Source organism: uncultured Sphingomonas sp. (assembly GCF_913778135.1).
Lineage (GTDB): Bacteria > Pseudomonadota > Alphaproteobacteria > Sphingomonadales > Sphingomonadaceae > Sphingomonas.
Genome location: NZ_CAJYVU010000020.1, coordinates 51,188 through 76,730, shown reverse-complemented (window position 1 = coordinate 76,730; position 25,543 = coordinate 51,188). Strand labels below are relative to the sequence as shown.

The following is a 25,543-nucleotide window of genomic DNA, read 5'->3' as shown; positions in this document are numbered from 1 at the left end:
CAGACCGGCCCCGGCTGCGGGCTGACCGGCACGGTCAAGCTGCTCGACATCGGCGTGCCGACCGCGAATTTGGGCGCGGTCCGCTGTGGCGAGGCGCGCGCGTTCGCGGCCTGGGCGCGCAACGGCGTCGCGCCCGCGGCGTACCAGATTCTCGGCTCCGAACTGTCGCGCATCGTCAGCATGGGCAGTTACGCATGCCGCAACACCGTCGGCACGCGTGGTCCAGCGCGCCGGTCGGGGCACGCGATCGCCAACGCGATCGACGTCGCGACGTTCGAGTTGAAGGACGGGCGCCGCGTCAGCATCCAGCGCGACTGGAACTCGCCCAACCCCGACGTGCGACGGTTCCTGCAGACCATCCATACCAGTGCATGCCGCCGCTTCGGCACCGTGCTGTCGCCCGATTACAACGCTGCGCACCACGACCATCTCCATCTGGAGGACGATCGCACCAGCTTCTGCCGCTAGCGCGTCTTGCAGGCGTCACGCGCGCGGCTTATCGCCTGCGAATGACAGAAACCCGCGTACCCAGCCGCGTCTTCCCGCGTGCCAAACAGGATGCCGACGCCGCCCGTCAGAGCATCTCCACCCCGCAGACCGAGAGCCCGGCGTACAAGCTGGCGTTTCAGGACATGGACTTCCTCGTGCGCGAGGATTTGCGCCCGGTCCGTTTCCAGCTCGAGCTCTTGAAGACGCAGCTGATCTTGGAGGAAGCGCATATCGGCTCGACCTTCGTCTTCTACGGCTCGGCGCGCATTCCCGAGCCCGCCAAGGCGCAGGCGCTGCTCGACCTGGCGACCGACGAGAAGAGCCGCCGCATCGCCGAGAGCCTGGTCGCGAAATCGAAATACTACGACATGGCGCGTGAACTGGCGCAGCTGTGCTCCAACTTCCCGCGCGACGAGGCGGGCAAGCGGCACTTCGTCGTCTGCTCGGGCGGCGGTCCGTCGATCATGGAAGCCGCCAATCGCGGCGCGACCGACGTGCACGCCGAGTCGATCGGGCTCAACATCGTGCTGCCGCACGAGCAGGCGCCCAACCCCTACGTCACGCCGTCACTGTCGACGCAGTTCCACTATTTCGCGCTTCGCAAGATGCACTTCCTGCTCCACGCGCGCGCGCTAGCCGCGTTCCCGGGCGGTTTCGGTACGTTCGACGAATTGTTCGAGCTGCTGACGCTGATCCAGACGGGCAAGATCGAGCCGATGCCGGTGCTGCTGTTTGGGCGGGAGTTTTGGCAGCGGGTGGTTAACTTCGAGGCGCTGGTTGAGGAAGGCGTGGTGTCCGAGCGCGATCTGGGCATCTTTCGCTACGTCGAGAGCGCGGCCGAGGGCTGGGCCGTGGTGCAGGACTTCTACCGCGAGCGGCAGGAGAAGACGCCGCAGCCGCCGCGCTGACGCGCGCTCGCGTGACCTGCCGCGCGCGCCGGTGCGGCGGCAGGTCGCTCGTTTGATCAACGTGGCACGAAGCTGGCGAACCGGGCGGACCTGATCGAACGTAGTCTGCGTCGATAGCGTGCCCGACTTGCCCATCAGCGATCCCGCGGTGCGGCTCGATACCGACGCGGGCACGACCGTGCCGCCCGGCAGTGCGGTGTAGCGTGCGTCGGCGGAGAGGCTCTGCACCGACGCGACCAGCATCATGCGAAACGGCTTGTTGGTCACGAAGCGGACGCGCTCCACGAAGGGGTTCGCGGCACGCGTGTTCACGATTGCCTCGGCCTGCGTGTCGGCGGAAGCGTCGTGCGACCCGATCTTGAGCGTGCCGGCAGGCAGCTGCGCGAAACGGTAGATCGTCGCACCGCCCGCGTCGCTGCGCGTCGCCGCCGCGCCGAACCATTTCGCATTCTCGGCATAGGACGGCACGCGGTCGCGCTTGATCTTGCGCCAGCCCGACAGGTCCTTGTCGGTCGGCGCATGACCGTCGACCGAGACGAGCGACCAGCGCGCCGGCCCTGCGCGGCGCGGGTCGAACTGCTCGACCAGCACCTTTCGTTCGGCCCCGGTACGCTCGACCACGGTCGTCTGGCGGAACGCGAAGCCGTCGCCTGGCGTCGCGCGCATCGATGCGAGCAATCGCTGCTGCAACGCATCGGCCTGCGCGGCCGGGGCAATCCCGAGCAACAGCGCGCCGCCGACAATCCGAGCGATCAGCGCGCGGCGCATAGCCTTTAGCTTACTGCTTGGCCGGCGGGGTGACCGCGAGCGCCTTGTCCTTCGACGCATTGGGATCGACCGAGGGCGCACCGGATGCGGGCGTGCCGGTGTTGGCGATGTCCGCGGTATTGCCCTTCACTGCCTCGGTCACGTTCGCGACCGCGGCGTCGTTGCCGCCCGCCTCCGCGCCCGGTGCAGGTGCGGCGGGCAGCGGCAGGTTGGAGCCCTGCTGGTTCAGGTACGCGATGACGTTGGCGCGATCCTCGGGGCTCGACAGGCCGGCGAAGGTCATCTTGGTGCCGTTGGCGAATTTGCGCGGCGACGTCAGCCACGCGTTCATGCGCTCGAAATCCCAGTTGCCGCCGACACCCTTCAGCGCGTCGGAGAAGGCGAAACCGCCCTTGCCCTGCCCGATCGGCTCACCCAGCGTAGCGTACAGGTTGGGGCCGACGCCGTTCGCGCCGCCCTGGTTGATCGTGTGGCAGGCGGCGCACTTCTTGAACACCTCGGCGCCCTTCGCCGGATCCGCGGTCGGGAGCAGCGACGCGATCGGCACCGCCTTCGCCTCACCGCCGCCACCGGCTTCCTCGACGCCCTCGATCGCGTAGCCCATCTTCTCGGGACGCTCGCCGTGGAAGATCATGCCGCCCACGATCGAGAGCCCCAGCGCCGCACCGCAGCCCGCCAGCACCCAGCCCGCAATCGTGTTGTTCCGATCGTCCATGTCGTAGAACCGCCCCTAATTGTGGCCAACCCATAGAAAAGCGCGGCCAGCACCGCAAGCGCACTTGAGCGACCCGCCGACGCGCCCTACCCGCGGGCGGCAGGACATGCAGAACTACGCCGCCCCCGCCCGCCCGATCGTCGACGCGATGATCGCCGCCGCCGCCGCTGATCCCGAGCGCGCGGTGTCGTTTCAGGGCGCACCGGGTGCCAACAGCCATGTCGCGGTCACGCAAGCGTTTCCCGAGGCGCTGCCGCTGCCGTGCTTCTCGTTCGAGGACGCGCTCGACGCGGTGAAGGACGGGCGCGCCGCCCACGCGCTGATCCCGATCGAGAACTCGCTCCACGGCCGCGTCGCCGACATCCATTTCCTGCTGCCTGAATCGGGACTGGTCATCACGGGCGAGCATTTCCTTCCCATCCGCCACGCGTTGATGGGGGTCGGCACGCGCGATGATGTGGCGGAGGCGATGAGCCATCCGCAGGCACTGGGCCAATGCCGCCACTGGCTGCGCGCGCATGGCATCCAGCCGGTCAATTATCCCGACACCGCAGGCGCTGCCGCGATCGTCGCCGAACTGGCCGATCCGCGCGTCGCCGCGCTCGCGCCGCCGGGAGCCGCCGCGCTGTACGGCCTGAACCTCCTCGGCGTCGACATCGCCGACGCGGAGCACAACATGACGCGTTTCGTTGCGCTCGCGCGTGGCAGCCGCCCGGCAGTCGGCGCGGATGCGTGGATGACCACCTTCATCTTCGAGGTGAAGAACGTGCCCGCCGCGCTCTACAAGGCGATGGGCGGGTTCGCGACCAACGGCGTCAACATGACCAAGCTGGAAAGCTACCAGCGCGGCGGCAGTTTCGCCGCGACCGAATTCTTCTGCGACGTGGAAGGGAAGCCGGGCGAGCCGGGGTTCGACCGCGCAATGGAGGAACTGGGCTTCCATTCGAAATGGGTACGCGTGCTCGGCACCTATCCGCAGGCGCGCCGCCGCGGCTGACGTGTTCCCCTACTTGCGCTGAACCGCGGCGCTCGTATCGTGTGCGACGATACGAAAAGGGGTGGGACCATGAAGACGCTGCTGCTCGCCGGGACGATGCTGGCGTTCGGAACCGGGCTGGCGCTGTCGACCGGTGCCTCCGCCCAGACGGCGCAGCCGCCCCGCGCCGAGAAGCGGCCGTATCAGGTAACCTCCGCCAACGGGAACCGCGAAGACGATTACTACTGGCTGCGCGACGACAAGCGGCAGAACCCGGACATGCTGGCGTATCTGCGCGCCGAGAACGCCTATGCCGACGCGCGGCTCGCACCGCTCAAGCCGCTGGAGGCGAAACTGTATGCCGAGACGGTCGCGCACATCAAACAGGACGACGACAGCGTTCCCTACCGGGAGAACGGATACTGGTACCAGACGACCTGGGCGACCGGTGCCGATTACCCGCGGGTGATCCGTCGCAGGGGCGCTGTCACCGCCGCGCCGGTCGTGCTGTTCGATCAGCCCGCGATGGCCAAGGGGCATAACTTCTTTCAGATCGGCGGCTGGCAGGTCAGCCCCGACAACAGCCTCGTCGCCTGGGCCGAGGACACGGTCGGCCGCCGCCAGTATGTGCTCAAGGTGAAGGGCATCGCGACCGGGCAATTGCTCAGCGACAGCGTCGCCAACGTCGAGGGCGACCTGGTCTGGTCGGCGGACGGTCGCACGATCTTCTACGTCGAGAAGGACCCGGTCACGCTGCTGTCGAAGCGGGTTAAGGCGCACGTGCTCGGCACACCAGCCAGTGCCGACCGGCTGGTGTACGAGGAAGGGGACGACAGCTTCTACATGGGTGTCGGCCAGACGAGCGACCGCCGCTATATCTGCATTCACCTGCAGAGCACCGTCAGCGACGAGCAGCGCTGCGCCCCCGCCGCCAACCCCGCCGCGTTCACCGTCGTGGCACCCCGCGCGCGCGAGTTCCGCTACAACGCCGACCATATCGGCAACCGCTGGATCATCCGCACCAACGCGGGCGGTGCCAAGAACTACAAGCTCGCGACCGTCGCCGACGCCGATGCGGCGAAGGGCGTGACGGCATGGCGCGACCTGGTACCGGCGAGCGCGACGACGTTCATCGAGGACTTCAAGCCGTTCACCGGCTTCGTCGCGATCGAGCAGCGCGAGGGCGGGAACAAGGGCGTCAGCCTGCTGACCGACGCGGGCAAGTCGATCCCGGTCGCCGCCGACGAGCCCGCCTACGCGATGGGGCTGTCGGTCAACGAGGAGGTCGACACGCCGTGGGTGCGTTACAGCTACACCTCGCTGGTGACGCCCGCGACCACCTACGAGATCAACGCGCGCACGGGCGAGCGCCGCACGCTCAAGGTGCAGCCGGTGCCGGGTTACGACAAGGCGAACTACGTCACCGAGCGCGTCTGGGCGACCGCGCGCGACGGCGTGCGCGTGCCCGTCTCGCTGATGTACCGCCGCGGCACCAAGCGCGACGGCACCGCGCCGTTGTTCCAATATGCTTATGGCAGCTACGGCATCTCGAGCGATCCGGGGTTCAGCGCAGGGAGTCTCGCGCTGGTCGATCGCGGCGTCGTTTACGCGATCGCGCACATCCGCGGCGGGCAGGAGATGGGGCGCGACTGGTACGACCAGGGGCATCTGCTCAACAAAAAGAACAGCTTCAACGATTTCGTCGACGTGACGCGCTACCTTGTTGCCAACAAATATGCCGCGCCCGGCCGCGTCGCGGCGATGGGCGGCAGCGCGGGCGGGTTGCTGATAGGCGGCGTCGCCAATCTGGCGCCCAAGGATTACGCCGTGCTGGTCGCGCAGGTGCCGTTCGTCGACGTGGTGACGACGATGCTCGATGCCTCGATCCCGCTCACCACCAACGAGTATGACGAGTGGGGTAACCCGGCCGACAAGCGTTATTACGATTACATGCTTAGCTACTCGCCCTACGACAATGTGGCGAAGAAGGCGTATCCGGCTATGTACGTGTCGACCGGGCTGTGGGACAGCCAGGTGCAATATTACGAGCCGACCAAGTGGGTCGCGCGGCTGCGCGAGATGAAGACCGACACCAACCCGCTGATCTACCGCGTCAACATGGAAGCGGGGCACGGCGGCAAGTCGGGCCGGTTCGAACGCTACCGCCAGGCAGCCGAGTGGCAGGCGTTCGTGTTGCAGCAGTTGAAGGTCGCGCCGTGACGAGACATCAATCGACCGGCTACCGCCCAGTCTGAAGCGAATCGATAATCCCACGGGCCCGGCTACAGCGAAGTGGCGGGTCGTCGGCGATTGCGCATTCTAGTTTGTGACGTTCACCGTGATCGTGTCCGACACGAGCTGGGCGTATCGCACCGGTTCTTCGGGGGTCGTGAAGAGAAAGATATGGGCTCTTACCCGGTAGCGGCCGGGTCCGGGAAAGATGCTGCGCGCGTCCTCGTCCGTCGCGACGTGATAGGGCTTGGCCGCCGTCACCGCGACCAACTCTCCTGTCGCGAGCGGGGGCGGCGGTGGCGAGCCGACCATCGGCGTGGCAGGGGCAACAGGCGTTCCATTCTGCGACGTCACCTCGAACGCGATGCCGCGCGTGGGTTGCAGGAACGGCGAGATCGAGCATGCATTTGTAGTTGCGGTGAGGTCGAGTGCGATCGGCGCTTTTCCACGCATGGTAGCGGTGCCCGCGTGTATGCGCACCTTCACGGGCGGTTCTTTGCCCGACCATGCCGCCTGAGCGGGCGGGCTCCACGCTGCCATCGCCTGAGCGGCCAGAAGAAAAGCGACCAGCATGTCGATCCTTTTTGTTGGCTGCCCTCACGGCAGCAGGAACGTGCCCTCGATCACCGTCACGCATGCGCCGCCGAGCACGACGCGGTCGCCGTCCAGGCGGCACGACAGCCGCCCGCCGCGGGCTGAGGCCTGATAGGCGCTCATCCGGTCGCGCCCGAGCCGGTCGGCCCAGTACGGCACCATGACCGCGTGCGCGGAGCCGGTCACCGGGTCCTCGTCGATGTCGAAGGCGGGGACGAAGACGCGGCTGACGATGTCGGTCGTCTCGCCGGGGGCCGCGACGATGATGACAAAGGGGCCGAGCGGGGCGAGCGCGCGCATGTCGGGCGCGCACGCGCGCACCTGTGCTTCGTTCTCGACCACGACCAGCGCGTAGCCCTTGTCGTGCCACAGCGTCTCCTGCACCGCGCCGTCTGGCAGTTCGAGCCCGGCGACGATCTCGGGCAGCGGCTTGGGCGCGGGCGCCCAGGCGGGCAGCGCCATCGCGTAGCGGTGGCCGTCGCGCGCGACCTCGAGCACGCCCGCCTGACGCGTGCGGAAGCGGACGCTCGCGCGGTCGGTGTCGGAGGACAGAACGACGTGCCCGCTCGCGAGCGTTGCGTGGCCGCACAAGGCGACCTCCGCGCCCGGCGTGAACCAGCGCAGCTCGTAATCCGCCTCCCCGCTCGTATCCGGCACGAGGAAGGCGGTTTCCGACAGGTTGTTCTCGACCGCGATGCTGAGCAGCGTGTCGTCGTCCAGCCATCTGGTCAGCGGCATCACCGCGGCCGGATTACCCTTGAACGCTTCCTCGGCGAAGGCGTCGACCTGGGTGAAGGGAATGCGCATCAAACGTCCTTGCAAGCGGTCGGCGGGATTGCGTCGGCAGCGAGGTTACAGCCGCTTGCCGAACCAATGCGGCGTCGCCTCCGCCTCGACCAGCGGATTGTCGGTATCCTCGTGCCCCTCGGGATCGAGGTGGATCAGCGTCTCGACCTTGGGGAAGCTGCGGCGCAGCGCCATCTCGACCGATTCAACGATGTCGTGCGCCTCGCGCACGGTCAGGTCGGCGTCGACCTCCATGTGGAACTGCGCGAAGTCGTGGCTGCCGGCGCGGCGGGTGCGGAAGTCGTGGATGCCGCGGATGCCGGGCTGGCGCGCGGCGACCTCCATGAAGGCGTCGCGCTGGTCCTCCGACCATTCCTTGTCCATCAACATGTCGATCGCCTGGCTCGACGCCTGGAACGCGCCCCATGCAAGCCACAGCGCGATCGCGATGCCGAACACGGGATCGGCGCCCTTCACGCCCAGATACTGGTCGATCACCAATGCCGCGATCACCGCGACGTTCAAGAGTACGTCCGACTGATAATGGACGTTGTCGGCGAGGATCGCGACCGAGCCGGTCTTGCGGATCACGCTGCGCTGGTACGCGAGCAGCACCAGCGTCGCGGCGATCGCGAGCACCGACACGCCGATGCCGAGCCCCGCATCCTCGTTGACCTGCGGCGCGGAGAAACGCTCCACCGCGCGCCACGCGATGCCGATCGCGGAGGCGGTGATAAGGACGACCTGGAACAGCGCGGCGAGCGCCTCCGCCTTGCCGTGGCCGAAGCGGTGGTCGTGGTCGGCGGGCTCGGCGGCGAGCTTCACGCCGTAGAGCGTGACGAGGCTGGCGAGCAGGTCGAGCCCGGTGTCGGCGAGCGAGCCGAGCATCGCGACCGATCCGGTGTGCCACGCGGCATAGCCCTTTATCACCAGCAGGCTGGTCGCCATCGCGACGCTCGCCAGTGCGGCGCGCATCGCGATCGGGATCACCCGGCGGCGTTCATTCTCGGTCATGGGAACAGCAATCCTTCGTTCCAAGCCTCGCCGTCGCGCGTGAACAGGCGGCGTTCGTGCAGGCGGTGCGCGCGGTCCTGCCAGAATTCAATCCGCTCGGGCGTCACGCGGTAGCCGCCCCAATTGGGCGGGCGCGGCACGTCCTGCCCATCGAAGCGGGCCTTCATTTCCTCGAACCGCGCCTCGAACGTTTCGCGCGCGTCGAGCGGGCGCGACTGGTCGGACGCCCAGGCGCCGAGCTGCGAATCGCGACCGCGCGTCGCGAAATAGGCGTCGCTCTCCGCGTCGCTGGCCAAGCTGACCGGACCGTCGATACGGATCTGTCGGCGCAGCGACTTCCAGTGAAACAGCAGCCCCGCCTGCATGTTCTCGGCCAGCGCCTCGGCCTTGCGGCTGCCGCGGTTGGTGTAGAACACGAAGCCGTCGGGTCCGTGCCCTTTCAGCAGCACCATGCGCACCGACGGGCGACCGCCGGCATCGGCGGTGGCGAGCGCCATTGCGTTGGGATCGTTGGGTTCGCTCGTCCTAGCCTCGGCATACCAGGCGTCGAACAGCGCGAAGGGATCGTCACTCATGTGCCCCCCATAGCGCAACCTGCATCAACGCGGAACAACTCCCAGGCCGGCGCGCGGAACGACTCGTTCGCCCATGATTTGAATCGCTTACGCAACGAGGGGGTGAATATGGCCGCGCGCGCTTACTGGCAGGGGCAGATACGGCTCGCGCTCGTCTCGATTCCGATCGAGATCTATTCCGCGACGAGATCGGGCGCGCAGATCGCGTTTCACCAGATCCACGAACCCTCGGGCGAGCGGATCAAGTATGAGAAGGTCGCGCCGGGCATCGGACCCGTCGACGCGGACGAGATCATCAAAGGCTTCGAGGTCGAAAAGGGCGAGTACGTGCTGCTGGAGCAGGACGAGATCGACGCGGTGAAGCTCGAATCGAAGAAGACGCTGGAATTGACGCAGTTCGTCGACCAGTCGGAGATCGACGTCCTTTATTACGAGAAGCCGTATTTCGTCGTCCCCGCCGACGATCTGGCGGAGGAAGCGTTCATCGTGCTGCGCGAGGCGCTCAGGCGGACGAAGAAGGTCGGCCTCGGACAGCTGGCGATGCGCGGGCGCGAATATATCGTCAGCCTGAAACCGTGCGGGCGCGGGCTGATCCTGGAGACGCTGCGCTACGCCGACGAGGTCAACAAGGCGCAGGGATATTTCCGTGACATCCCCGACAGCAAACCCGACGCGGAGCTGCTCGACCTCGCCGAGGCGCTGATCGATCGCAAGACCGCGGCGTTCGATCCGCAGGAGTTCCACAACCGCTACGTCGATGCGCTGAAGGAACTGATCGAGCGCAAGCGGAAAGCGAAGGGCAAGACCAAGATCATCGAGGACAAGGAGGAGGACGGGCGCTCGGCGTCGAACGTCGTCGATCTTATGGCGGCGCTCAAGAAGTCGATGGAGGGCAAGTCGGGTGGCGAGCCGGCGAAGAAGGCTGCGTCGAAATCAGGGGCCAAGGCGGCAGCGAAGAAGCCTGCCGCGAAAAAGCCGGCGGCGAAGAAGCCGGCGCCGGCGAAGAAGCGCGCCTGACTCTCCAGTGGCCGCCGACGATCCCCTCGCCCGCTACAATGCCAAGCGCGACTTCACGCGCACCGCGGAGCCCGCGGGTACACTGGCAAAAGGTCACGGCAACAGCTTCGTGGTGCAAAAGCATGACGCGACGCGGCTGCACTGGGACTTTCGGATCGAGGTCGACGGCGTGCTGAAAAGCTGGGCGGTGACGCGTGGGCCGAGCCTCGACCCCGACGAGAAAAGGCTGGCCGTCCGCACCGAGGATCATCCGCTCGACTACGGCACCTTTGAAGGCACGATCCCCAAGGGCGAATATGGCGGCGGCACGGTGATGCTGTGGGACCGCGGCACCTGGTCGCCGATCAAGGGCAAGAGCGCGAAGGATCTCGACGCCGGGCACCTCCATTTCGTGCTCGACGGCGAGCGGATGCGCGGCGAGTGGCTGCTGATCCGGCTCAAGCCCAGAGCCAAAGAGAAGCGCGAGAACTGGCTGCTGCGCAAGATCGGAGATGCGGAGGCCGGTGGCACCGACACGCTGGTCGAGACCGCGCTGACCAGCGTCTCAACCGGGCGGACAATGCAGGAGATTGCGGAAGGCAAGAAGCCCAAGCGCAAACCTGCGCGAAAGGCTGCCAAAATCGCCGCGTTGCCCGCCTTCACCGAACCGCAGCTCTGCACGCTGGTCGACACGGTGCCGACCGGATCGGCGTGGCTGCACGAGGTCAAATACGACGGCTATCGCGCGCTGGTCGCGGTGGCGGGCGGCAAGGCCAGGGTATTTACGCGCAGCGGGCTCGACTGGAGCGACAAGTTCCGCGGCATCGCCGATGCCGCAGCGGCACTCGACGTGAAATCCGCCCTGATCGACGGCGAGATCGTCGCGTTCAAGGACGGACGGCCCGACTTCTCGACGCTCAAGGACGCGATCGCGTCGGGCGGCGACATGACAATTTTCGCGTTCGACCTGCTCAGCATCGACGGCGAGGAGCTGACCGCATTGCCGACGACGACGCGCAAGGCGCGGTTGCAGGCGATCATCGGCGACAACTCGCGGCTCCACTATGCCGAGCACGTCGTCGGCAGTGGCGAGCAGTTGCTGGAGAAGATGTGCGCCGAAGGGCTGGAAGGTGTGGTGTCGAAGCGCGCCAACGCGCGCTACCATGGCGGTCGATCCTCCGACTGGCTCAAGATCAAATGCACGCGGCGGCAGGAATTCGTGATTGTCGGCTGGCTGCCCTCGACCAAGAAGCGCGGGTTCAAGTCGCTGCTGCTCGGCGTGCATGAGGGCGGCCAACTGCGTTACGCCGGCAAGGTCGGCACCGGCTTCACGCAAGCGCTGATGAACGAATTGCGCGAACAGCTCGACCGCCGCGCCCGCAAGACCGCACCGGTCGACGCGCCGCGCGCGATGGTCAAGGGCGCGCACTGGGTCAGACCCGATCTGGTCGCGGAGATCGCCTTCACCGAGACGACGCCCGATGGCCTGTTGCGCCACCCAAGCTTCCTCGGCCTGCGCGGGGACAAGGCGGCGTCCGACGTCGTGCTCGAACAGCCGCAACCGATCGCCGCTACGCCAGCGCCGAGCGTGAAGATCACCAACCGCGACCGCGTGATCGATCCCGACGCGAAGGTGACCAAGGGCGACCTCGCCGATTATTACGCCGCCGTCGCCGCGATCATGCTGCCGTGGAGCGGGCACCGCCCGATCAGCCTGGTGCGCTGCCCACAAGGGCGCGCGAAGCAGTGCTTCTTCCAGAAGCACGACGCGGGGTCGTTCGGCGACGCGGTGCACCGCGTCGCGGTCGCGGAGAAGGACGGCTCGAGCGAGGATTACCTCTGGGTCGACGACGCCGCGGGGCTGCTGACCTGCGTGCAGATGGGAACGATCGAGTTCCACGGCTGGGGCTCGCGCGTCGACGCGCTGGAGCGGCCCGACCGGATGATCTTCGACCTCGATCCCGACGAGGAACTCGATTTCGCCGATACGAAGAAGGCGGCGGAGTTCGTGCGCGACCAACTCGGCGAGATCGGCCTTGCCAGCTTTCCACTGCTGTCGGGCGGCAAGGGCGTCCACGTCGTCGTGCCGCTGACCCCGAAGGCCGAGTGGCCCGCGGTACGCGACTTCGCCGAACGGTTCGCGCGCGCATTGGCGCAAGGCCACCCCGACCGCTTCGTCGCCACCATGAGCAAGGCGAAACGCAAGGGTCGCATCTTTATCGACTATCTACGCAACGGACGCGGATCGACCGCGATCATGCCTTATTCGGCGCGGGCGCGGGCCGGCGCACCGGTGGCGGCGCCGGTGACGTGGAGCGAGCTGCGCGATCTCGACAGTGCGGCGAACTGGCACGTCGGCGACGCGGACGCGCTGATCGCGCGCGCGAATGCGCCGGCGCTGTCGGGATGGGGTATCGCCGATCAGGTGCTGCCCGACCTGTAAGGCCGGGCGCGGTTCAGCGCGTCGGGGTGGCGGAGACCGGCGGCGCGGCTACCGCTGCCTGTCCCGGCGCGCTCGGCCCGCGGTAGCGGTCGAACCACGCGAGGATCGCCGACGCCTTGGCCGCCGCCTGGCTCGGCCGCGCGGTGAAGCCACCGTGGCTGGCCCCCGGCACCTTGACCAGCGCGGTCGGCACGCCGCGGATTTGCAGCGCAGCGTAATATTGCTCCGCCTCCGAGACGGGGGTGCGGTAATCCTCGCTGCCGACGACGACCAGCGTCGGCGTTTTGACGTTGCCGACTAGGCTCAAGGGCGAGTGCCGCCAGTAATCCATCGGGTCCTCCCACGGCAGCTTGTTGAACCAGTAGCGCGAGGTGAACAGCGTCGCGTCCATCGTAAGCGCCTCGCTGATCCAGTTGATCACCGGTTTCTGCGTCGCCGCGGCCTTGAAGCGGTTGTTCTTGCCGACGATCCACGCGGTGAGCACGCCGCCGCCCGATCCGCCGGTGACGAACAAGTTGTTCGGGTCGGCGGTGCCGTCGGCGATCGCGGCGTCGACCGCGGCCATCAGGTCGTCATAGTCGGCGCTGGGGTAATTCTTGTCGATCAAATTGGCGAACTCGGCCCCATAGCTGGTCGAGCCGCGCGGATTGGTCCACAGCACGGCGTAGCCGTCGGCGGCGTAGAGCTGCATGTCGGTCGCGAAGCTGGCGCTATAGGCCGATTGCGGCCCGCCGTGAATTTCTAGGATCAGCGGCACGCGGGTGCCCGGTCGCCAGCCCGGTGGAGTCGCGATCCACGCATCGATCGCGCGCCCGTCGGGCGCGGTGACCGCGAGCTTGCGGATCGGCGCCAGTGCCTTTGCCTCGAGCATCGTTGCGTTCAGGTCGGTCAGCCGCCTGGGCTTGCCGCCCGACACGACCCAGATGTCGGCGGGTGCGCTGCCATCGCCGCCGGTGTAGGCGACCACCCCGCCCTGCGACACCGAGAAGTCGCCGCCAGTGTAGGGCCGATCGAGCCCGCCGCCTTTCAGATTGTCGGCGAGGACCGTCACTCCACCATTGTCGCCGACGCGCGCGACCTTGCGCAGCCCGTGATCGTCGTACGACGCGTAGAGCGTGTTCCCCGCCCATTGCACATCCTCGATCGAGCGATCGAGCGCGCGGGTGAGCGAGCGCGCGCCCGCGGCGCTGCGGTCGCCGACGTAGAGCTCGCTGTTCTCGTACGCGCGACGGTGGTCGTCGAAGCCGAGCCACGCGACGCGCGCACCGTCGGGGGAGAAGCGCGGCGACGCATCGGGTCCGTCGCGCGTGGTCAGCTGCGTCAGCGCACCCGAGGTCGCGTCGACCGCGTAGAGGTTGCTGTCCATCACACGCCGGTCGGCGTCCTTGCCACGGATGCCTGAGAACAGGATACGCGAACCGTCCGCGCTCCACGATAGCGGCCCCGCATCGTCGTAGCCGCCGAAGGTCAGCTGCCGCGCCGCGCCGCCGTCTGCCGCCACGACGAAGACGTGGTCGCGACCGGGCTTGATGTAGCCGGGTCCGTCGGCGCGGTAGGTGATCCGGTCGATCACCTGCAGCGGCTCGGCCCATTTCGCGCCCTCGGGCTTGTCGGGAGCATGACCGAGCTTCGCGCCGTCACCCATCACGGTCGCGGTAAAGGCGAGGCGGCGGCCGTCGGGTGACCAGGCGAGCGCACCCGGATCGCCCGGCAGCGACGTGATCCGCGCGCTCGCGTCGTTCGATAGCCAGCGGACGAACAGCTGGCTGTTGTCGCCATCACTCGCGGCATAGGCGATCCGCGTACCGTCGGGTGACCAGCGTGGCGACGAGCCGCTGGCGGCAAAGGGCGTCTGCCGGCCGGTCCTCACGTCAACCAGCCACAGCGACGATCGCATCCGGTCGGTCATGACGTCGCCCGAGCGGCGGACGTAGACGATCGTACGCCCGTCGGGGCTGATCTGCGGATCGCTCGCCATCTGCAGTCCGAACAGATCGTTGCCGGTGAAGGCGCGATTGGCGGCGTCCGCGGCCGGGACCGGACGATCCTGCGCGGCGGCGGGAGCGAGCGCGACGAATGCGGTGGTCGCGAGGGCGATGAGGATCGTGCGCAAGGACGGGCTCCGTGGTCGAGAGGGCGCGAACATGCCCGAACCGCGGCCGCACGCAAGAGGCACGAAGCCTGCCGCTTCCTGCAACAGCGTCAGCGCGAGCGCAGCGGATACAAGCAGCGGGGAGCACGCCGCCGGTGGTTGCCGCGCAGCCGCGTAATGCCGAACGAATAAGCGACGATCAGTCGCGGGCGTGCGCCTGCTCCGCCACCGTCCGCCATGCCGCTACCTCATGCTCGTAGCGGCGGAGGACCGTCACCTCGCCCGCGCGCTCGGCGGCGAGATCGACCTCGACCTCGCCGTCCCACTCCCATGTCGCATTGCCGTGCAGCGTCACCATCGCGTCGACCTCGGCGCGCGCGCGCACCATGCCGCCGCGGTTGAGCACGGTGATCTCGCGCCCGAACTCGACGCGCCCGGTCAGGCACGCGGCATAGGTCGACGCCGCCATCGCGCTGCCGCAGCTGTTGGTCAGGCCGACCCCGCGCTCGAAGGTACGGACGAACAGCGTATCGTCGGCGCGACGTTCGACGAACGAGACGTTGGCGCGGTTGGGCAGCCAGTCGGGTGCCGCCTCGCACGCCTGCCCGACCGCGACCAGCTCGGCCTCGTCGACCGCCTCGACGAAGGTAATAAAATGCGGGTTCGGGATCGCTACCGCGGTGAAGGCGCGCCGGCTCGGCAATCCGGGCACGACCGCGTCGATCAATCGTTCGGGCGCGCCGATGATCGGCCAGTCGGCGGTGACGAGCGAGGCAGGACCTGCGGTTTCCGCGACCGTGTACACGCCGGGCGAGAGGTCGTCGACATGTTCGACCTGCGCATGCGCGGTCTTCAGGCGCACGGTCGCGGTCTCGACCCCGGCCGCGGCGAACCCGGCGCGCGCGACGCAGCGCAGCCCGTTCAGGCACGTCTCCGCCTCCGATCCGTCGCTGTTGAACATCCGCATGCCGAACGCTGCCGCATCGTCGCCCGCCACCAGCGCGAGGATGCCGTCGCCGCCGACCGCCCCGTCGCGCGCGGCGAGCACGCGCGCGAGGCTGGCCCACTCCGCATCCGACAGCGTCCAGTCGCGCGCGTCGACCAGCGGAAAATCGTTGCCCGAGCCGTGACATTTGGTGAAGCGCACCAGCATCAGCGCGCTGCTCCGCTGGCGAATTGATCGGTTGTCATGGCCACTCCTATCGACGCGAACGGCCAGCCGGTTCAAGCCGCCTTGGTTGCGCGCTCGCTGGCGATGTTCGCCTCATGGCAGCCGGTAATGATCGGCGAGCCGGTCGAGCGCGAGCCCGAGGACCAGCCGTCCGCTGCGCGCCGGCCAGCCAAGCTCGCGCTCGGCCGCGGGCAGCGCCTCGCCCGCGCAGATCACGCGCCACAGAATGTCGGACAATCCCCTGCCCGCCGCCGCCACGCCTGCATCGAAGCGCCGCTTGGCCGCGAGCTGGCGCTCACCCGCGCTCAGCCCGTCGCTCATCCCCCCGTCGACGCGCGCTTCCCAGCGCATCGTCACCGATGGTGCGATCGCGGCCGTTTCGTAATCGGCGCGCAGCCGCTCGCCCGCCTCCGCCTGTCGCGCGGTCACCAGCCCGCGCGCGGTGAGCCAGGCGAGCGGCGATTCGCGCAGGTTGACGGTGACGCTGCGTCCGCCCGCGCGTCGACCGGGCGGCACCGGACGCTGTTGTCCGTTCGCATCGATCGTCCGTTCCACCAGTTCGCGCATGTCGGCCCTCCGCATCTGATCCGGTGAGGGCGTTGGCATGATCGGGCACGTGTAGGACAGCGGCGTGTGGTGGTGGCGTGGTTGGTTGTGTGAATGCAGGCGGCGGCGGGGGGCGTTTCCGGGCCGCACGCCGTCAGTCGCAGCGAAGCTGCGCCTTGTGGCGCGCTTTGCTTGCGCTGGCCGCATCTGGCGCAAGGCGCGGCAGCATGCCGCGACTCTGCGTTAGATGGTGGGCGCTGACGGGTTCGAACCGCCGACCTACTCGGTGTAAACGAGCCGCTCTACCAGCTGAGCTAAGCGCCCGTCGCATCGGCGACGTGGGCGCTGCGTCTAGGCCGGGGCGGCGGGGTTCGCAAGAGCCGGAACGCGGTTCGTGCGCGAACCGTTCAGTCCACCCAGCAGGAGCGAAGCCATGCACGAAGACGCCAAGGACGCCGAAGCCATCAAGCCCACGACCGAGACCGACCGCCCCAATCTGTCGACCGAGCACCAGCGCGACGGCGACGCACGTCGCCCGAGCGATAAGCTCGACAAGGGCCAACCCAACGAAGAGACGATTCCGCGCAAGTCTTCATTGCTGTGAGTATCGCCTGACCGGGCGCAAGCACGCCCGGTCAGGTCGTCCGATCACGGTCCTTCGTCGCTCGCGTGCGTTTCGACACGCAGCGCCTTGCCCGCCTTGTAGCCCAGCGCTTCGCCGACGCGGTCGTCCCAGCCGTAGGGATCGTTGCGCACGATCGGCTCGCCCGAGTCGTCGAACAGCACGGTCTGGTAGAGCATCCGCACCGGGATCTGCTTGGGCAGCTTGACGAACGTTTCCTTGCCGGTGCCGCGCGCCTGGTGCCACTGATCGGTCACGCCCTCGTCACGCGCGATCATCTCGGCGAAACCCAGCGCGTCGTCGACGCGGACGCAGCCGTGGCTGCGTTGGCGTTGCGTCATCTGGAACAGCTGCTTTGCCGGTGTATCGTGCAGGTAGATCGCGTGGTCGTTCTGCATGTCGAACTTGACGAGCCCGAGCGAGTTCTTCGGCCCCGGCTCCTGCACCAGCCAGCCGTCCTTCCGGGCGATGTTGTTGGCCTTCAGATAGGCCGCGCCCTTCGCCGCCGTCTCGCCCTCGATCGAGCGGGGGATTGTCCAGGTCGGGTTCGCGACCAGCCGGAAGATCGGCGAGCCCAGCTGCGGCGTTTCGCGATCGGGTTCGCCCACCACCACCTTTCGGCTGTCGGCGATCTTGCCATCACGCCAGTAGGTCAGCCGCGCCGCCGCCAGATTGACATCGATCCGCGTCGCCGGCGGCGTGCGTTCGAGCCAGCGCAGCCGCTCCATTGCAATCGCGACCGCACGCGCACGGTCGATGTCGGACATGTTGAGGATCGCGAGCGCCTCGCTGCCGATCACCCCATCGGGCTTCATGCCGTAGTCGGCCTGCATGCCCCGCACCGCCTGAACCATCGCCGGGGTATATTGCTGCCCCTGCGCTGCCTTCGGATCGAGATAATCGAGGATGACAAGCTGCCGTGCGATTACCGGTACCCGCGCGTCGGTCGCACCGGGCTTGATCGCCTCGCCGTTCACCGGGATGTTGGTTGCGGGCGCGGTCGGTTGCTTGCGCAGCGCCAGATACGCCTTCGACAGGCGCTGGTAATTGTCGTCGGCGGGCGCGAGGCTGGCGAGCCAGCCCTTCACGTCACCCTTGCGCAGCGCGTCGGCGAGCCCGGCCTGCAGGTCGGGGTTCGGGCGCGGCACCGTGTAGACGTCGTACAGCTTGGTCGGATCAGTCGCACCGCGCGCCAGTGCGGCAGCGTAGGCGAGCGCCTGCTTCGTCAGCCCGGCCGGATCGGTCGCGTCGCTGGCGAAGGTCATCTGGTCGAGGCCGTGCGCGGCGCGACCGTCGATCGCCTGCCGCAGCTGCGCCCGCGTCGTGTCGCTCCACTGCGCCGGCCCCGCCGGCTCGCTCGCGTTTGCCGCCGCAGTCTGGTTGTCGGGCGCGACCGACACGCTGCATCCCGCCAGCAGCAGCGCCACGGCCGATATTGATCCCCATGATGTTCGCACGCGACACTCCCTTCGTTTCGCAACCAGAACGCATGCGCGACGTGTCTGCTCCCGAGACCGGGCCTCAACTTGAATCGCGATGTACGACCGACAGCGGCTTGAGCACCGACCAGGTTTATGGTGTGTGCGCCGGCATGGGTGCGCATCGATCGCGCGACACGAAAAGGGGCTTGAGGATGACGAGGCACGCGGCGCTGATCGGCGCATCATTGCTGGCATTTGTGGGTGCGAGCGTCGCCACCGCGCAGCAGGCGCGGACGCGTGCGGGCACGACCGCGCCGCGCGTGGACGGCGCGGCCGCGCGTACCCGCGCGCAGGGTATCGTCGCGCGCATGACGCTCGACGAGAAGATCGCGCTCGTTCACAGCCTGTTCCCGCCGATGGCGGCGGGCAAGACGACCAACGAGCTGATCCCGTCGGCAGGCCATACCGATGGCATCCCGCGGCTGGGTGTGCCGCTGGTGCGCGAGAGCGACGCCTCGCTGGGCGTTGCCAATCAGGTCGAGCAGCGCAAGGGTGACGTCGCGACCGCGCTGCCCTCCGGGCTCGCCACCGCGTCGAGCTTCGATCCCGAGATCGCGCGCGCGGGCGGCGCGATGATCGGCAGCGAGGCGCGGTCGAAGCGGTTCAACGTGCTGCTGGCAGGCGGCGTCAATTTGACGCGCGATCCATGGAACGGGCGCAACTTCGAGTATCTGGGCGAGGATCCGCTGCTCGCGGGCGAGCTGGCGGGCGCGCACATCAACGGCGTGCAGTCGAACCGGATCGTGTCGACGATCAAGCATTTCGCACTCAATTCGCAGGAAACCGGCCGCACCGTCGCCGACGCGCGGATCGGCGAGCAGGCCCTGCGCGAAAGCGACCTGCTGGCGTTCGAGCTGGCAATCGAGCGCGGCAATCCCGGCTCGGTCATGTGCGCCTACAACAAGGTCAACGGCGACTGGGCGTGCGAGAACGACTTCCTGCTCAACCGCGTGCTGAAGCGCGACTGGGGCTATCCGGGCTGGGTGATGAGCGACTGGGGCGCGGTGCACTCGACCGTCAAGGCGGCGAACGCGGGGCTCGACCAGCAATCGGGGCAGGAACTCGACAAGGCGATTTTCTTCGGGCCCGCGCTCAAGCAGGCGGTCGAGGCGGGCCAGGTGTCGATGCAGCGGCTCGACGACATGGTGGTGCGCTACCTGACCGGGCTGATCGAGACCGGCGCCTATGACACGCCCGTGCCGTCCGCCGCGCAGACCCCACCCTACGCGCAGCACGCCGAGGTCGCGCAGCGCGCGGCGGAAGCGGGTATCGTGCTGCTGAAGAACGACGGCAATCTACTGCCGCTGGCGCGCACCGCGAAGCGGATCGTGCTGATCGGTGGGTCGGCCGATGTCGGCGTCCTGTCGGGCGGCGGGTCGAGCCAGGTCCGCTCGGTCGGCGGCGCGCCGATCGAGATCCCGCTGTCGAGCGGCGGCGCGTCGTCGTTCGCGCGCATCACCTATCACGCGTCCTCGCCCTTGCTCGCGCTGCGCAAGGCGCTGCCGGGCGCGCAGATCAGCTACGTCGACGGACGCAACCTGAATGCGACACTGGAGGCCGCGAAGAATGCCGACATGGCGATCTTCTTCGCGACGCAGTGGACGACCGAGGCGCAGGACGTCGCCGACCTTCGCCTGCCCGACAACCAAGACGCGCTGATCGCGCGCGTCGCCGCGGTGCAGCCCAAGACGGTGGCGGTGATGGAGACGGGTGGCCCGGTGCTGATGCCGTGGCTGGATCAGGTGCCCGCCATCGTACAGGCGTGGTACCCCGGGCAGCGCGGCGGCGAGGCGATCGCGAACGTGTTGACCGGCCGCGTCAATCCGTCGGGGCGTCTGCCGATCACCTTCCCCGCCTCCGCCGCGCAGCCGCCGCGCCCCGCCCCGGTCGGGCTCGACCGGCTGACCTCGATCGAGGCGCAGGCCGCGGCCGATCCGGGCACCGCCAGCAACGCCGTGCTGCCGAGCTTCCCGATCGACTACGTCGAAGGATCGGACGTCGGTTACCGCTGGTACGAGAAGAAGGGCATGAAGCCCATGTTCGCGTTCGGCCACGGGCTGAGCTACACCAACTTCGCGTATCGCAATCCGGTGGTGAGCGGGGGCAAGCGGCTGTCGATCACGTTCGACGTGGTCAACACCGGTCGTACCGCGGGCGCGGACGTGCCGCAGATGTATGTGGCACGAGACGGCGCGAACCAGCCGATGCGCTTGGCGGGCTTCACCCGCGTGATGCTGAAACCCGGCGAGACGCGTCGTGTCACGCTTACCGCGGAGCCGCGGATCATCGCCGATTACGACACCAAGCTGCCGGGCTGGCGCGTGCGTGCGGGTACCTACCGCGTGGCGCTGGCGCGCGATGCGAGCGACCGGACGCTGGTGTCGACCGCGACCCTCGACGCCGCGACGATGAAGCCGTGATGTGATGGTGGGCGGCTTGCGCGCCGCCCGCCGGTGAGCCGGTGCCGCGATCGGCCGGGACGTTCGCCAATCGGCCGCACCGGCGAACCAGTCAGCCTGCCGCACGTTGGGGCTGCTCAACAACGTAGCGGACCAACGGTAATGGCGCGGCAGACCAGCGACTTCTTCGTCGAACGGCTCAAGGCGTGGGGCGTCAAGCGCATCTACGGCTATTCGGGCGACGGCATCAACGGCGTGCTCGGCGCGCTGCAGCGTGACGAGGGCAGCGCCGACGCGATCGAGTTCGTCCAGGTCCGCCACGAGGAGATGGCGGCGTTCATGGCCGCCGCGCACGCGAAGTTCACCGGCGAACTAGGCGTGTGCCTATCAACCGGCGGTCCCGGTGCGACGCACCTGATCACGGGGCTGTACGACGCGAAGAGCGACCACGTCCCCGTGCTCGCGATCGCGGGTCAGGCCGAGGTGACGGTGCGTGGTGCCAGCTATCAGCAGGAACTGAACCTCGACCGCATGTTCGCCGACGTGGCGGATTACGTGCAGGAGGTAGGCGCGCCCGCGCAGGTCCGCCACGTCACCGACCGCGCGATCCGCGTCGCCACCGCCAATCGCGGCGTCGGCGTGGTGATCCTGCCCAAGGACGTGCAGGACATGCCGTATGAGGAGCCGAAACAGGCGCACGGCTTCACCCGCTCCGGTCCCGGCTACTCGGCCCCGCGCGTCGTGCCGCACGACGCCGACCTCGCTCGCGCCGCCGCGATCCTGAACGACGGCGAGAAGGTCGCGATCCTGATCGGCGCGGGCGCGCGCGGTGCCGCGGCCCAGGTCGAGCAGATCGCCGAGAAACTGGGCGCGGGCGTCGCCAAGGCGCTGCTGGGCAAGGACGTACTGCCCGACGATCTGCGCTTCGTCACCGGAGCGATCGGGCTGCTGGGAACGCAGCCGTCGTCCGACATGATCCAGGGGTGCGACACGCTGCTGATGATCGGCACCGGCTTTCCCTGGGCCGAGTTCCTGCCCGCCGACGGCAAGGCGCGCGCGGTGCAGATCGATCTCGCGCCCGAGATGCTGGGGCTGCGCTATCCCGTCGACGTCAACCTGCACGGCGACGCGGCCGAGACACTGCGCGCGCTCCTGCCGCTGGTCGAGCATAAGAGCGATCGCGATTGGCAGCACGGCATCGTGTCGAACATCGACAAATGGCGTGAAACGCTGAAAGGCCGCGCGCTGGCGGATGCCAAGACGGTCAACCCGCAGCGCGTCGTGTACGAGATGTCGCCGCGGCTGCCCGAGGACGCGATCGTCACCTCCGACTCGGGTTCGTGCTGCAACTGGTACGCGCGCGACTGGCAGGTGAAGCGCGGGCAGCGCGGGTCGCTGTCGGGCGGGCTCGCCTCGATGGGGGCGGCAGTGCCCTACGCCATCGCGGCGAAGTTCGCGCATTCCGCCCGTCCGGTCGTGGCGCTGGTCGGTGACGGCGCGATGCAGATGAACAACATGGCGGAGCTGATCACGATCCAGAAATACTGGCAGCGCTGGGCCGACCCGCGGCTGGTCGTGTGCGTCTTCAACAACGAGGATCTGAACGAGGTCACCTGGGAACAGCGGATCAACGAGGGCAATCCGCGCTTTGACGCGTCGCAGTCGCTGCCCAACGTTCCCTACGCGCGCTTCGCCGAGCTGCTGGGGCTGACCGGCATCTACGTCGATGACCCGGCACAGCTGGGCGACGCGTGGGACCGGGCGCTCGCCGCCGATCGGCCAGTGGTGCTCGAGGTCAAGACCGATCCCGACGTGGCACCTTTGCCGCCGCACGTGACGCTCGAGCAGGCGAAAGGCTTCCTGTCCTCGCTCGCGGGCGGTGATCGCGGCGGCGCCAGCGTCGTCATGGAAACCGCGCGCCAGATCATCGGCGGCGTGCGCGAGCGGCTCTGAACTTTCACCAAGCGAGAAGAATTATGGAATATACCAAGCTCGGCACCACCGGCCTCGACGTGTCGCGGCTGTGCCTCGGCTGCATGACCTTCGGTGTCTCCGATCGCGGCAACCACGCGTGGACGCTGGATGAGGAGGCGAGCCGCCCGATCCTGCGCCAGGCGGTCGAGGCCGGAATCAACTTCTTCGACACCGCCAACGTTTATTCCGACGGGACCTCGGAAGAAATCGTCGGGCGCGCCCTGAAGGAGTTCACGCGGCGCGAGGAGGTGGTGATCGCGACCAAGGTCCACGGGCGGATGCGGCCGGGTCCGAACGGCGCCGGGCTCAGTCGCAAGGCGATCATGACCGAGATCGACGCGAGCTTGTCGCGGCTCGGCACCGATTACGTCGACCTCTACCAGATCCACCGCTTCGACTACGACGTGCCGATCGAGGAGACGCTGGAGGCGCTGCACGATGTCGTGAAGGTAGGCAAGGCGCGGTACATCGGCGCGTCGTCGATGTACGCGTGGCAATTCGCGACGATGCTCCATGTGGCGGAAGCGAACGGCTGGACGCGCTTTTCGACGATGCAGAACTACCTCAACCTGCTCTACCGCGAAGAGGAGCGCGAGATGCTGCCCTTGTGCGAGGCGGAGGGCGTGGGCGTGATCCCGTGGAGTCCGCTGGCGCGCGGGCGGCTGACGCGCGACTGGGATGAGGCGACCGAGCGGTCGCAGACCGACGAATTCGGCAAGACGCTCTACGCGCACACCGCCGACGCCGACCGGCGCGTGGTGGAGGAAGTCGCGACGATCGCGACCGAGCGCGGCGTGCCGCGTGCGCAGGTCGCGCTCGCCTGGGTGCTCGCCAAGCCCGAGGTGTCCGCCCCGATCGTCGGCGCATCGAAGGCCGCGCATCTCGACGATGCGATCGCCGCATTGGAGCTGGGGCTGACGGAGGGAGAGATCGCCCGACTGGAAGCGCCGTACGTGCCGCACGCGGTGGTCGGCTTCAAGTGATCGCGGCCACCGACGCGCTGGTGATCGTCGATCCGCAGATCGACTTCTGCCCGGGCGGGCGGCTGGCGGTCGCGGACGGCGACGCGGTGATGGCGCCGATCGCCGCGCTGGTCGATCAGTTCGCGCACGTCGTCGTCACGCAGGACTGGCACCCGGCGGGCCATTCCTCGTTCGCGAGCAGTCATCCCGGCGCACAGCCCTTCGACGTGATCGCGATGCCCTACGGCGAGCAGGTGCTGTGGCCAGATCATTGCATCCAGGGCACACCCGGCGCAGACTTTCACCCCGCCATCCAACCGGCGGTGGCGCGTGCCGACCTGATCGTGCGCAAGGGCAGCAACCCGGCGGTCGACAGCTATTCCGCCTTCTTCGACAACGATCACGCCACCCGCACCGGACTTGCCGGCGCACTGCGCGACCGCGGGGTGAAGCGCTGCGTGTTCGTCGGCCTCGCCTATGATTTCTGCGTCGCCTGGTCCGCGCTCGACGCGCGGGCGGAGGGGTTCGAGGCGGTGGTGCCGCGCGAACTCACCCGCGCGATCGCGATGCCACTGGCGCACGGAACCAGCGTCGACGCGGCGGAAGCGCGCTTTGCCGCAGCGGGGGTAAGCGACACGCTCTGACGCTGCTTCCGCGACCGCGCTGGTTGTTTGGCCGGCATGCGAACGGCTAATCGCGCAGGTTCATGATCGATCGAATGACCTGCACGTCCGCTTCCTTCCCATTTCTCCCGCGCATTACGGCCGCCGCCATGTTCGCCCTGCTGGTGCTCGGTGGCTGCACCCGCCTGCCCCCGATGCGGCTGGAAACGGAACGAACCCAGCCTGCTAGCGCCGTGATTGCGCGCGATGCCGGTAGTGCGACGATCGACGTGCTGACCTTCAACATCGAGGGGCTCGGCTGGCCTGCGCGAAAGGGCCGTGCGGCGCAGTTGCAGCAGATCGGCGCGACACTCGCTGCGCTGAACGCGCGAGGACAGGCGCCCGACGTGGTGCTGGTGCAGGAGATGTTCAGTCCCGCCGCGGTGCGCGCGATCGATGCCGCGGGCTATCGCTACCGCGCATGGGGGCCGTCGCGCACGCAACGGCGACGGCGGCGGTCCGAAACGCGGATGCCGGGTCCGTTCCGCTGGAAGAAGGGCGAGATCGGCATGCATCTGGTCGGATCGGGGCTGGCGGTGCTGAGCCGCTATCCGATCGTCGCGGCAGGGTCGGAACCGTTCGGCAGTCGACACTGCGCCGGGCTCGACTGTTTGAGCAACAAGGGCGTGCAGCACGTCCGCATCCGCGTGCCCGGCGTGCCCGAACCGGTCGAGATCTTCAACGCGCACCTGAACTCCCGCTCGGCCGCGCGCGTGCCGGCAGAGCGCAGCGCCGCCGCGCACGCGATGCAGGTCGGCGACGTGGCAGCGTTGATCGGTTCTGCCGCTTCCGTAGGCCCGGTGATCCTCGGCGGCGACTTCAACATGCGCGGTGACGCGGGGCGGCTGGCGCGCTTCGACGCGGCCCTTGGGCAACTGACGCTGGTGCAGCGCTACTGCGTTGTCGCGCGCAACGGATGCGACGTGCGCGTGTCGTGGGACGGCGACGAACCGTGGATGGACACCGAAGACCTGCAACTCTTCGCCAGCGGCCGCGCGATCAGGATCACGCCAACTCGGGTCGAGGCGATGTTCGACGGCGCGGAAGCCTCGCCGCACCTGTCCGATCACGACGGCTTTCGCGTCACTTACCGGCTGGATTGGGGCGCTGTCCGGTGACCGTGCGCGATTGCGCGGGC

Annotated in this window: 21 protein-coding genes and 1 tRNA gene; 12 read left to right on the top strand and 10 right to left on the bottom strand. The window is 68.2% G+C overall.

Features of this window, described 5'->3' with window-relative positions; translation table 11 throughout:
• Together QZ847_RS02190 and QZ847_RS02185 are read left to right on the top strand one after the other, a co-directional pair.
• Positions 1-468 (top strand): extensin family protein (locus QZ847_RS02190; protein WP_294352682.1); only part of this gene is annotated, 468 nt, incomplete at its 5' end.
• Between the two features lie 41 nt (positions 469-509).
• Positions 510-1,397: an LOG family protein gene (locus QZ847_RS02185; protein WP_294192927.1), complete on the top strand. Its 888-nt coding sequence runs from the start codon at positions 510-512 to the stop codon at positions 1,395-1,397.
• A gap of 778 nt (positions 1,398-2,175) precedes the next feature.
• Here the strand turns inward: QZ847_RS02185 and QZ847_RS02180 are convergent.
• A complete protein-coding gene (locus tag QZ847_RS02180; protein WP_294193371.1) occupies positions 2,176-2,880 on the bottom strand; it encodes a cytochrome c family protein in 705 nt (234 codons plus the stop codon).
• Positions 2,881-2,986: 106 nt separating this feature from the next.
• Here QZ847_RS02180 and QZ847_RS02175 point away from each other — a divergent pair, with 106 nt between their 5' ends.
• Positions 2,987-3,877: a prephenate dehydratase gene (locus QZ847_RS02175; protein WP_294352687.1), complete on the top strand. Its 891-nt coding sequence runs from the start codon at positions 2,987-2,989 to the stop codon at positions 3,875-3,877.
• 69 nt (positions 3,878-3,946) lie between these two features.
• Positions 3,947-6,076 carry a S9 family peptidase gene (locus QZ847_RS02170; protein WP_294352680.1) on the top strand — a complete coding sequence of 710 codons (2,130 nt, stop codon included), beginning with the start codon at positions 3,947-3,949 and terminating at the stop codon, positions 6,074-6,076.
• 99 nt (positions 6,077-6,175) lie between these two features.
• Here the strand turns inward: QZ847_RS02170 and QZ847_RS02165 are convergent, their stop codons facing one another.
• The 4 genes from QZ847_RS02165 to pdxH are packed head-to-tail and all read right to left on the bottom strand — an operon-like array spanning position 6,176 to position 9,057.
• Positions 6,176-6,661, bottom strand: a complete 486-nt coding sequence (locus QZ847_RS02165; protein WP_294352678.1) for a hypothetical protein — start codon at positions 6,659-6,661, stop codon at positions 6,176-6,178.
• A gap of 24 nt (positions 6,662-6,685) precedes the next feature.
• Entirely contained in the window at positions 6,686-7,489 is an 804-nt protein-coding gene (locus QZ847_RS02160) for a PhzF family phenazine biosynthesis protein (protein ID WP_294352677.1), read from the bottom strand.
• A gap of 45 nt (positions 7,490-7,534) precedes the next feature.
• A complete protein-coding gene (locus tag QZ847_RS02155; RefSeq protein ID WP_294193364.1) occupies positions 7,535-8,482 on the bottom strand; it encodes a cation diffusion facilitator family transporter in 948 nt (315 codons plus the stop codon).
• Positions 8,479-9,057: a pyridoxamine 5'-phosphate oxidase gene (gene pdxH, locus QZ847_RS02150; protein WP_294352675.1), complete on the bottom strand. Its 579-nt coding sequence runs from the start codon at positions 9,055-9,057 to the stop codon at positions 8,479-8,481. The genes QZ847_RS02155 and pdxH overlap by 4 nt, the downstream gene beginning before the upstream one ends.
• Positions 9,058-9,165: 108 nt before the next feature.
• Here pdxH and QZ847_RS02145 point away from each other — a divergent pair, with 108 nt between their 5' ends.
• Positions 9,166-10,074, top strand: a complete 909-nt coding sequence (locus QZ847_RS02145; protein ID WP_294352673.1) for a Ku protein — start codon at positions 9,166-9,168, stop codon at positions 10,072-10,074.
• Positions 10,075-10,081: 7 nt separating this feature from the next.
• Positions 10,082-12,496, top strand: a complete 2,415-nt coding sequence (ligD, locus tag QZ847_RS02140) for a DNA ligase D (protein WP_294352671.1) — start codon at positions 10,082-10,084, stop codon at positions 12,494-12,496.
• 13 nt (positions 12,497-12,509) lie between these two features.
• On the opposite strand, the gene QZ847_RS02135 is transcribed toward ligD, so the two are convergent.
• The 4 genes from QZ847_RS02135 to QZ847_RS02120 form a co-directional block, all read right to left on the bottom strand.
• Positions 12,510-14,609, bottom strand: a complete 2,100-nt coding sequence (locus QZ847_RS02135) for a S9 family peptidase (RefSeq protein ID WP_294352668.1) — start codon at positions 14,607-14,609, stop codon at positions 12,510-12,512.
• Positions 14,610-14,787: 178 nt separating this feature from the next.
• Positions 14,788-15,741 (bottom strand): diaminopimelate epimerase, encoded by a 954-nt coding sequence (gene dapF, locus QZ847_RS02130; protein WP_294352666.1) that lies wholly within the window; start codon positions 15,739-15,741, stop codon positions 14,788-14,790.
• A gap of 111 nt (positions 15,742-15,852) precedes the next feature.
• Complete coding sequence (locus tag QZ847_RS02125) at positions 15,853-16,326, bottom strand: DUF6456 domain-containing protein (protein ID WP_294352665.1); 474 nt, start codon at positions 16,324-16,326, stop codon at positions 15,853-15,855.
• 227 nt (positions 16,327-16,553) lie between these two features.
• A tRNA-Val gene (locus QZ847_RS02120) sits at positions 16,554-16,629 on the bottom strand.
• Between the two features lie 109 nt (positions 16,630-16,738).
• On the opposite strand from QZ847_RS02120, the gene QZ847_RS02115 reads away from it, so the two are divergent.
• On the top strand, positions 16,739-16,909 hold the full coding sequence (locus QZ847_RS02115; RefSeq protein ID WP_294352663.1) for a hypothetical protein: 171 nt from the start codon (positions 16,739-16,741) through the stop codon (positions 16,907-16,909).
• Positions 16,910-16,953: 44 nt separating this feature from the next.
• Here QZ847_RS02115 and QZ847_RS02110 read toward each other — a convergent pair whose 3' ends face one another.
• A complete protein-coding gene (locus QZ847_RS02110; RefSeq protein ID WP_294193348.1) occupies positions 16,954-18,354 on the bottom strand; it encodes a L,D-transpeptidase family protein in 1,401 nt (466 codons plus the stop codon).
• 206 nt (positions 18,355-18,560) lie between these two features.
• Between QZ847_RS02110 and QZ847_RS02105 the strand changes: the two genes are divergently transcribed.
• From QZ847_RS02105 to QZ847_RS02085, 5 genes are all read left to right on the top strand, one after another.
• Entirely contained in the window at positions 18,561-20,828 is a 2,268-nt protein-coding gene (locus tag QZ847_RS02105) for a glycoside hydrolase family 3 protein (RefSeq protein WP_294352661.1), read from the top strand.
• Positions 20,829-20,969: 141 nt separating this feature from the next.
• On the top strand, positions 20,970-22,760 hold the full coding sequence (locus QZ847_RS02100) for a thiamine pyrophosphate-requiring protein (RefSeq protein WP_294352659.1): 1,791 nt from the start codon (positions 20,970-20,972) through the stop codon (positions 22,758-22,760).
• Positions 22,761-22,783: 23 nt separating this feature from the next.
• Entirely contained in the window at positions 22,784-23,764 is a 981-nt protein-coding gene (locus QZ847_RS02095; protein WP_294352656.1) for an aldo/keto reductase, read from the top strand.
• Entirely contained in the window at positions 23,761-24,387 is a 627-nt protein-coding gene (locus QZ847_RS02090; RefSeq protein WP_294352654.1) for a nicotinamidase, read from the top strand. The genes QZ847_RS02095 and QZ847_RS02090 overlap by 4 nt, the downstream gene beginning before the upstream one ends.
• A 62-nt stretch (positions 24,388-24,449) precedes the next feature.
• Positions 24,450-25,523 (top strand): endonuclease/exonuclease/phosphatase family protein, encoded by a 1,074-nt coding sequence (locus tag QZ847_RS02085; RefSeq protein ID WP_294352652.1) that lies wholly within the window; start codon positions 24,450-24,452, stop codon positions 25,521-25,523.
• Positions 25,524-25,543 lie beyond the last annotated feature (20 nt).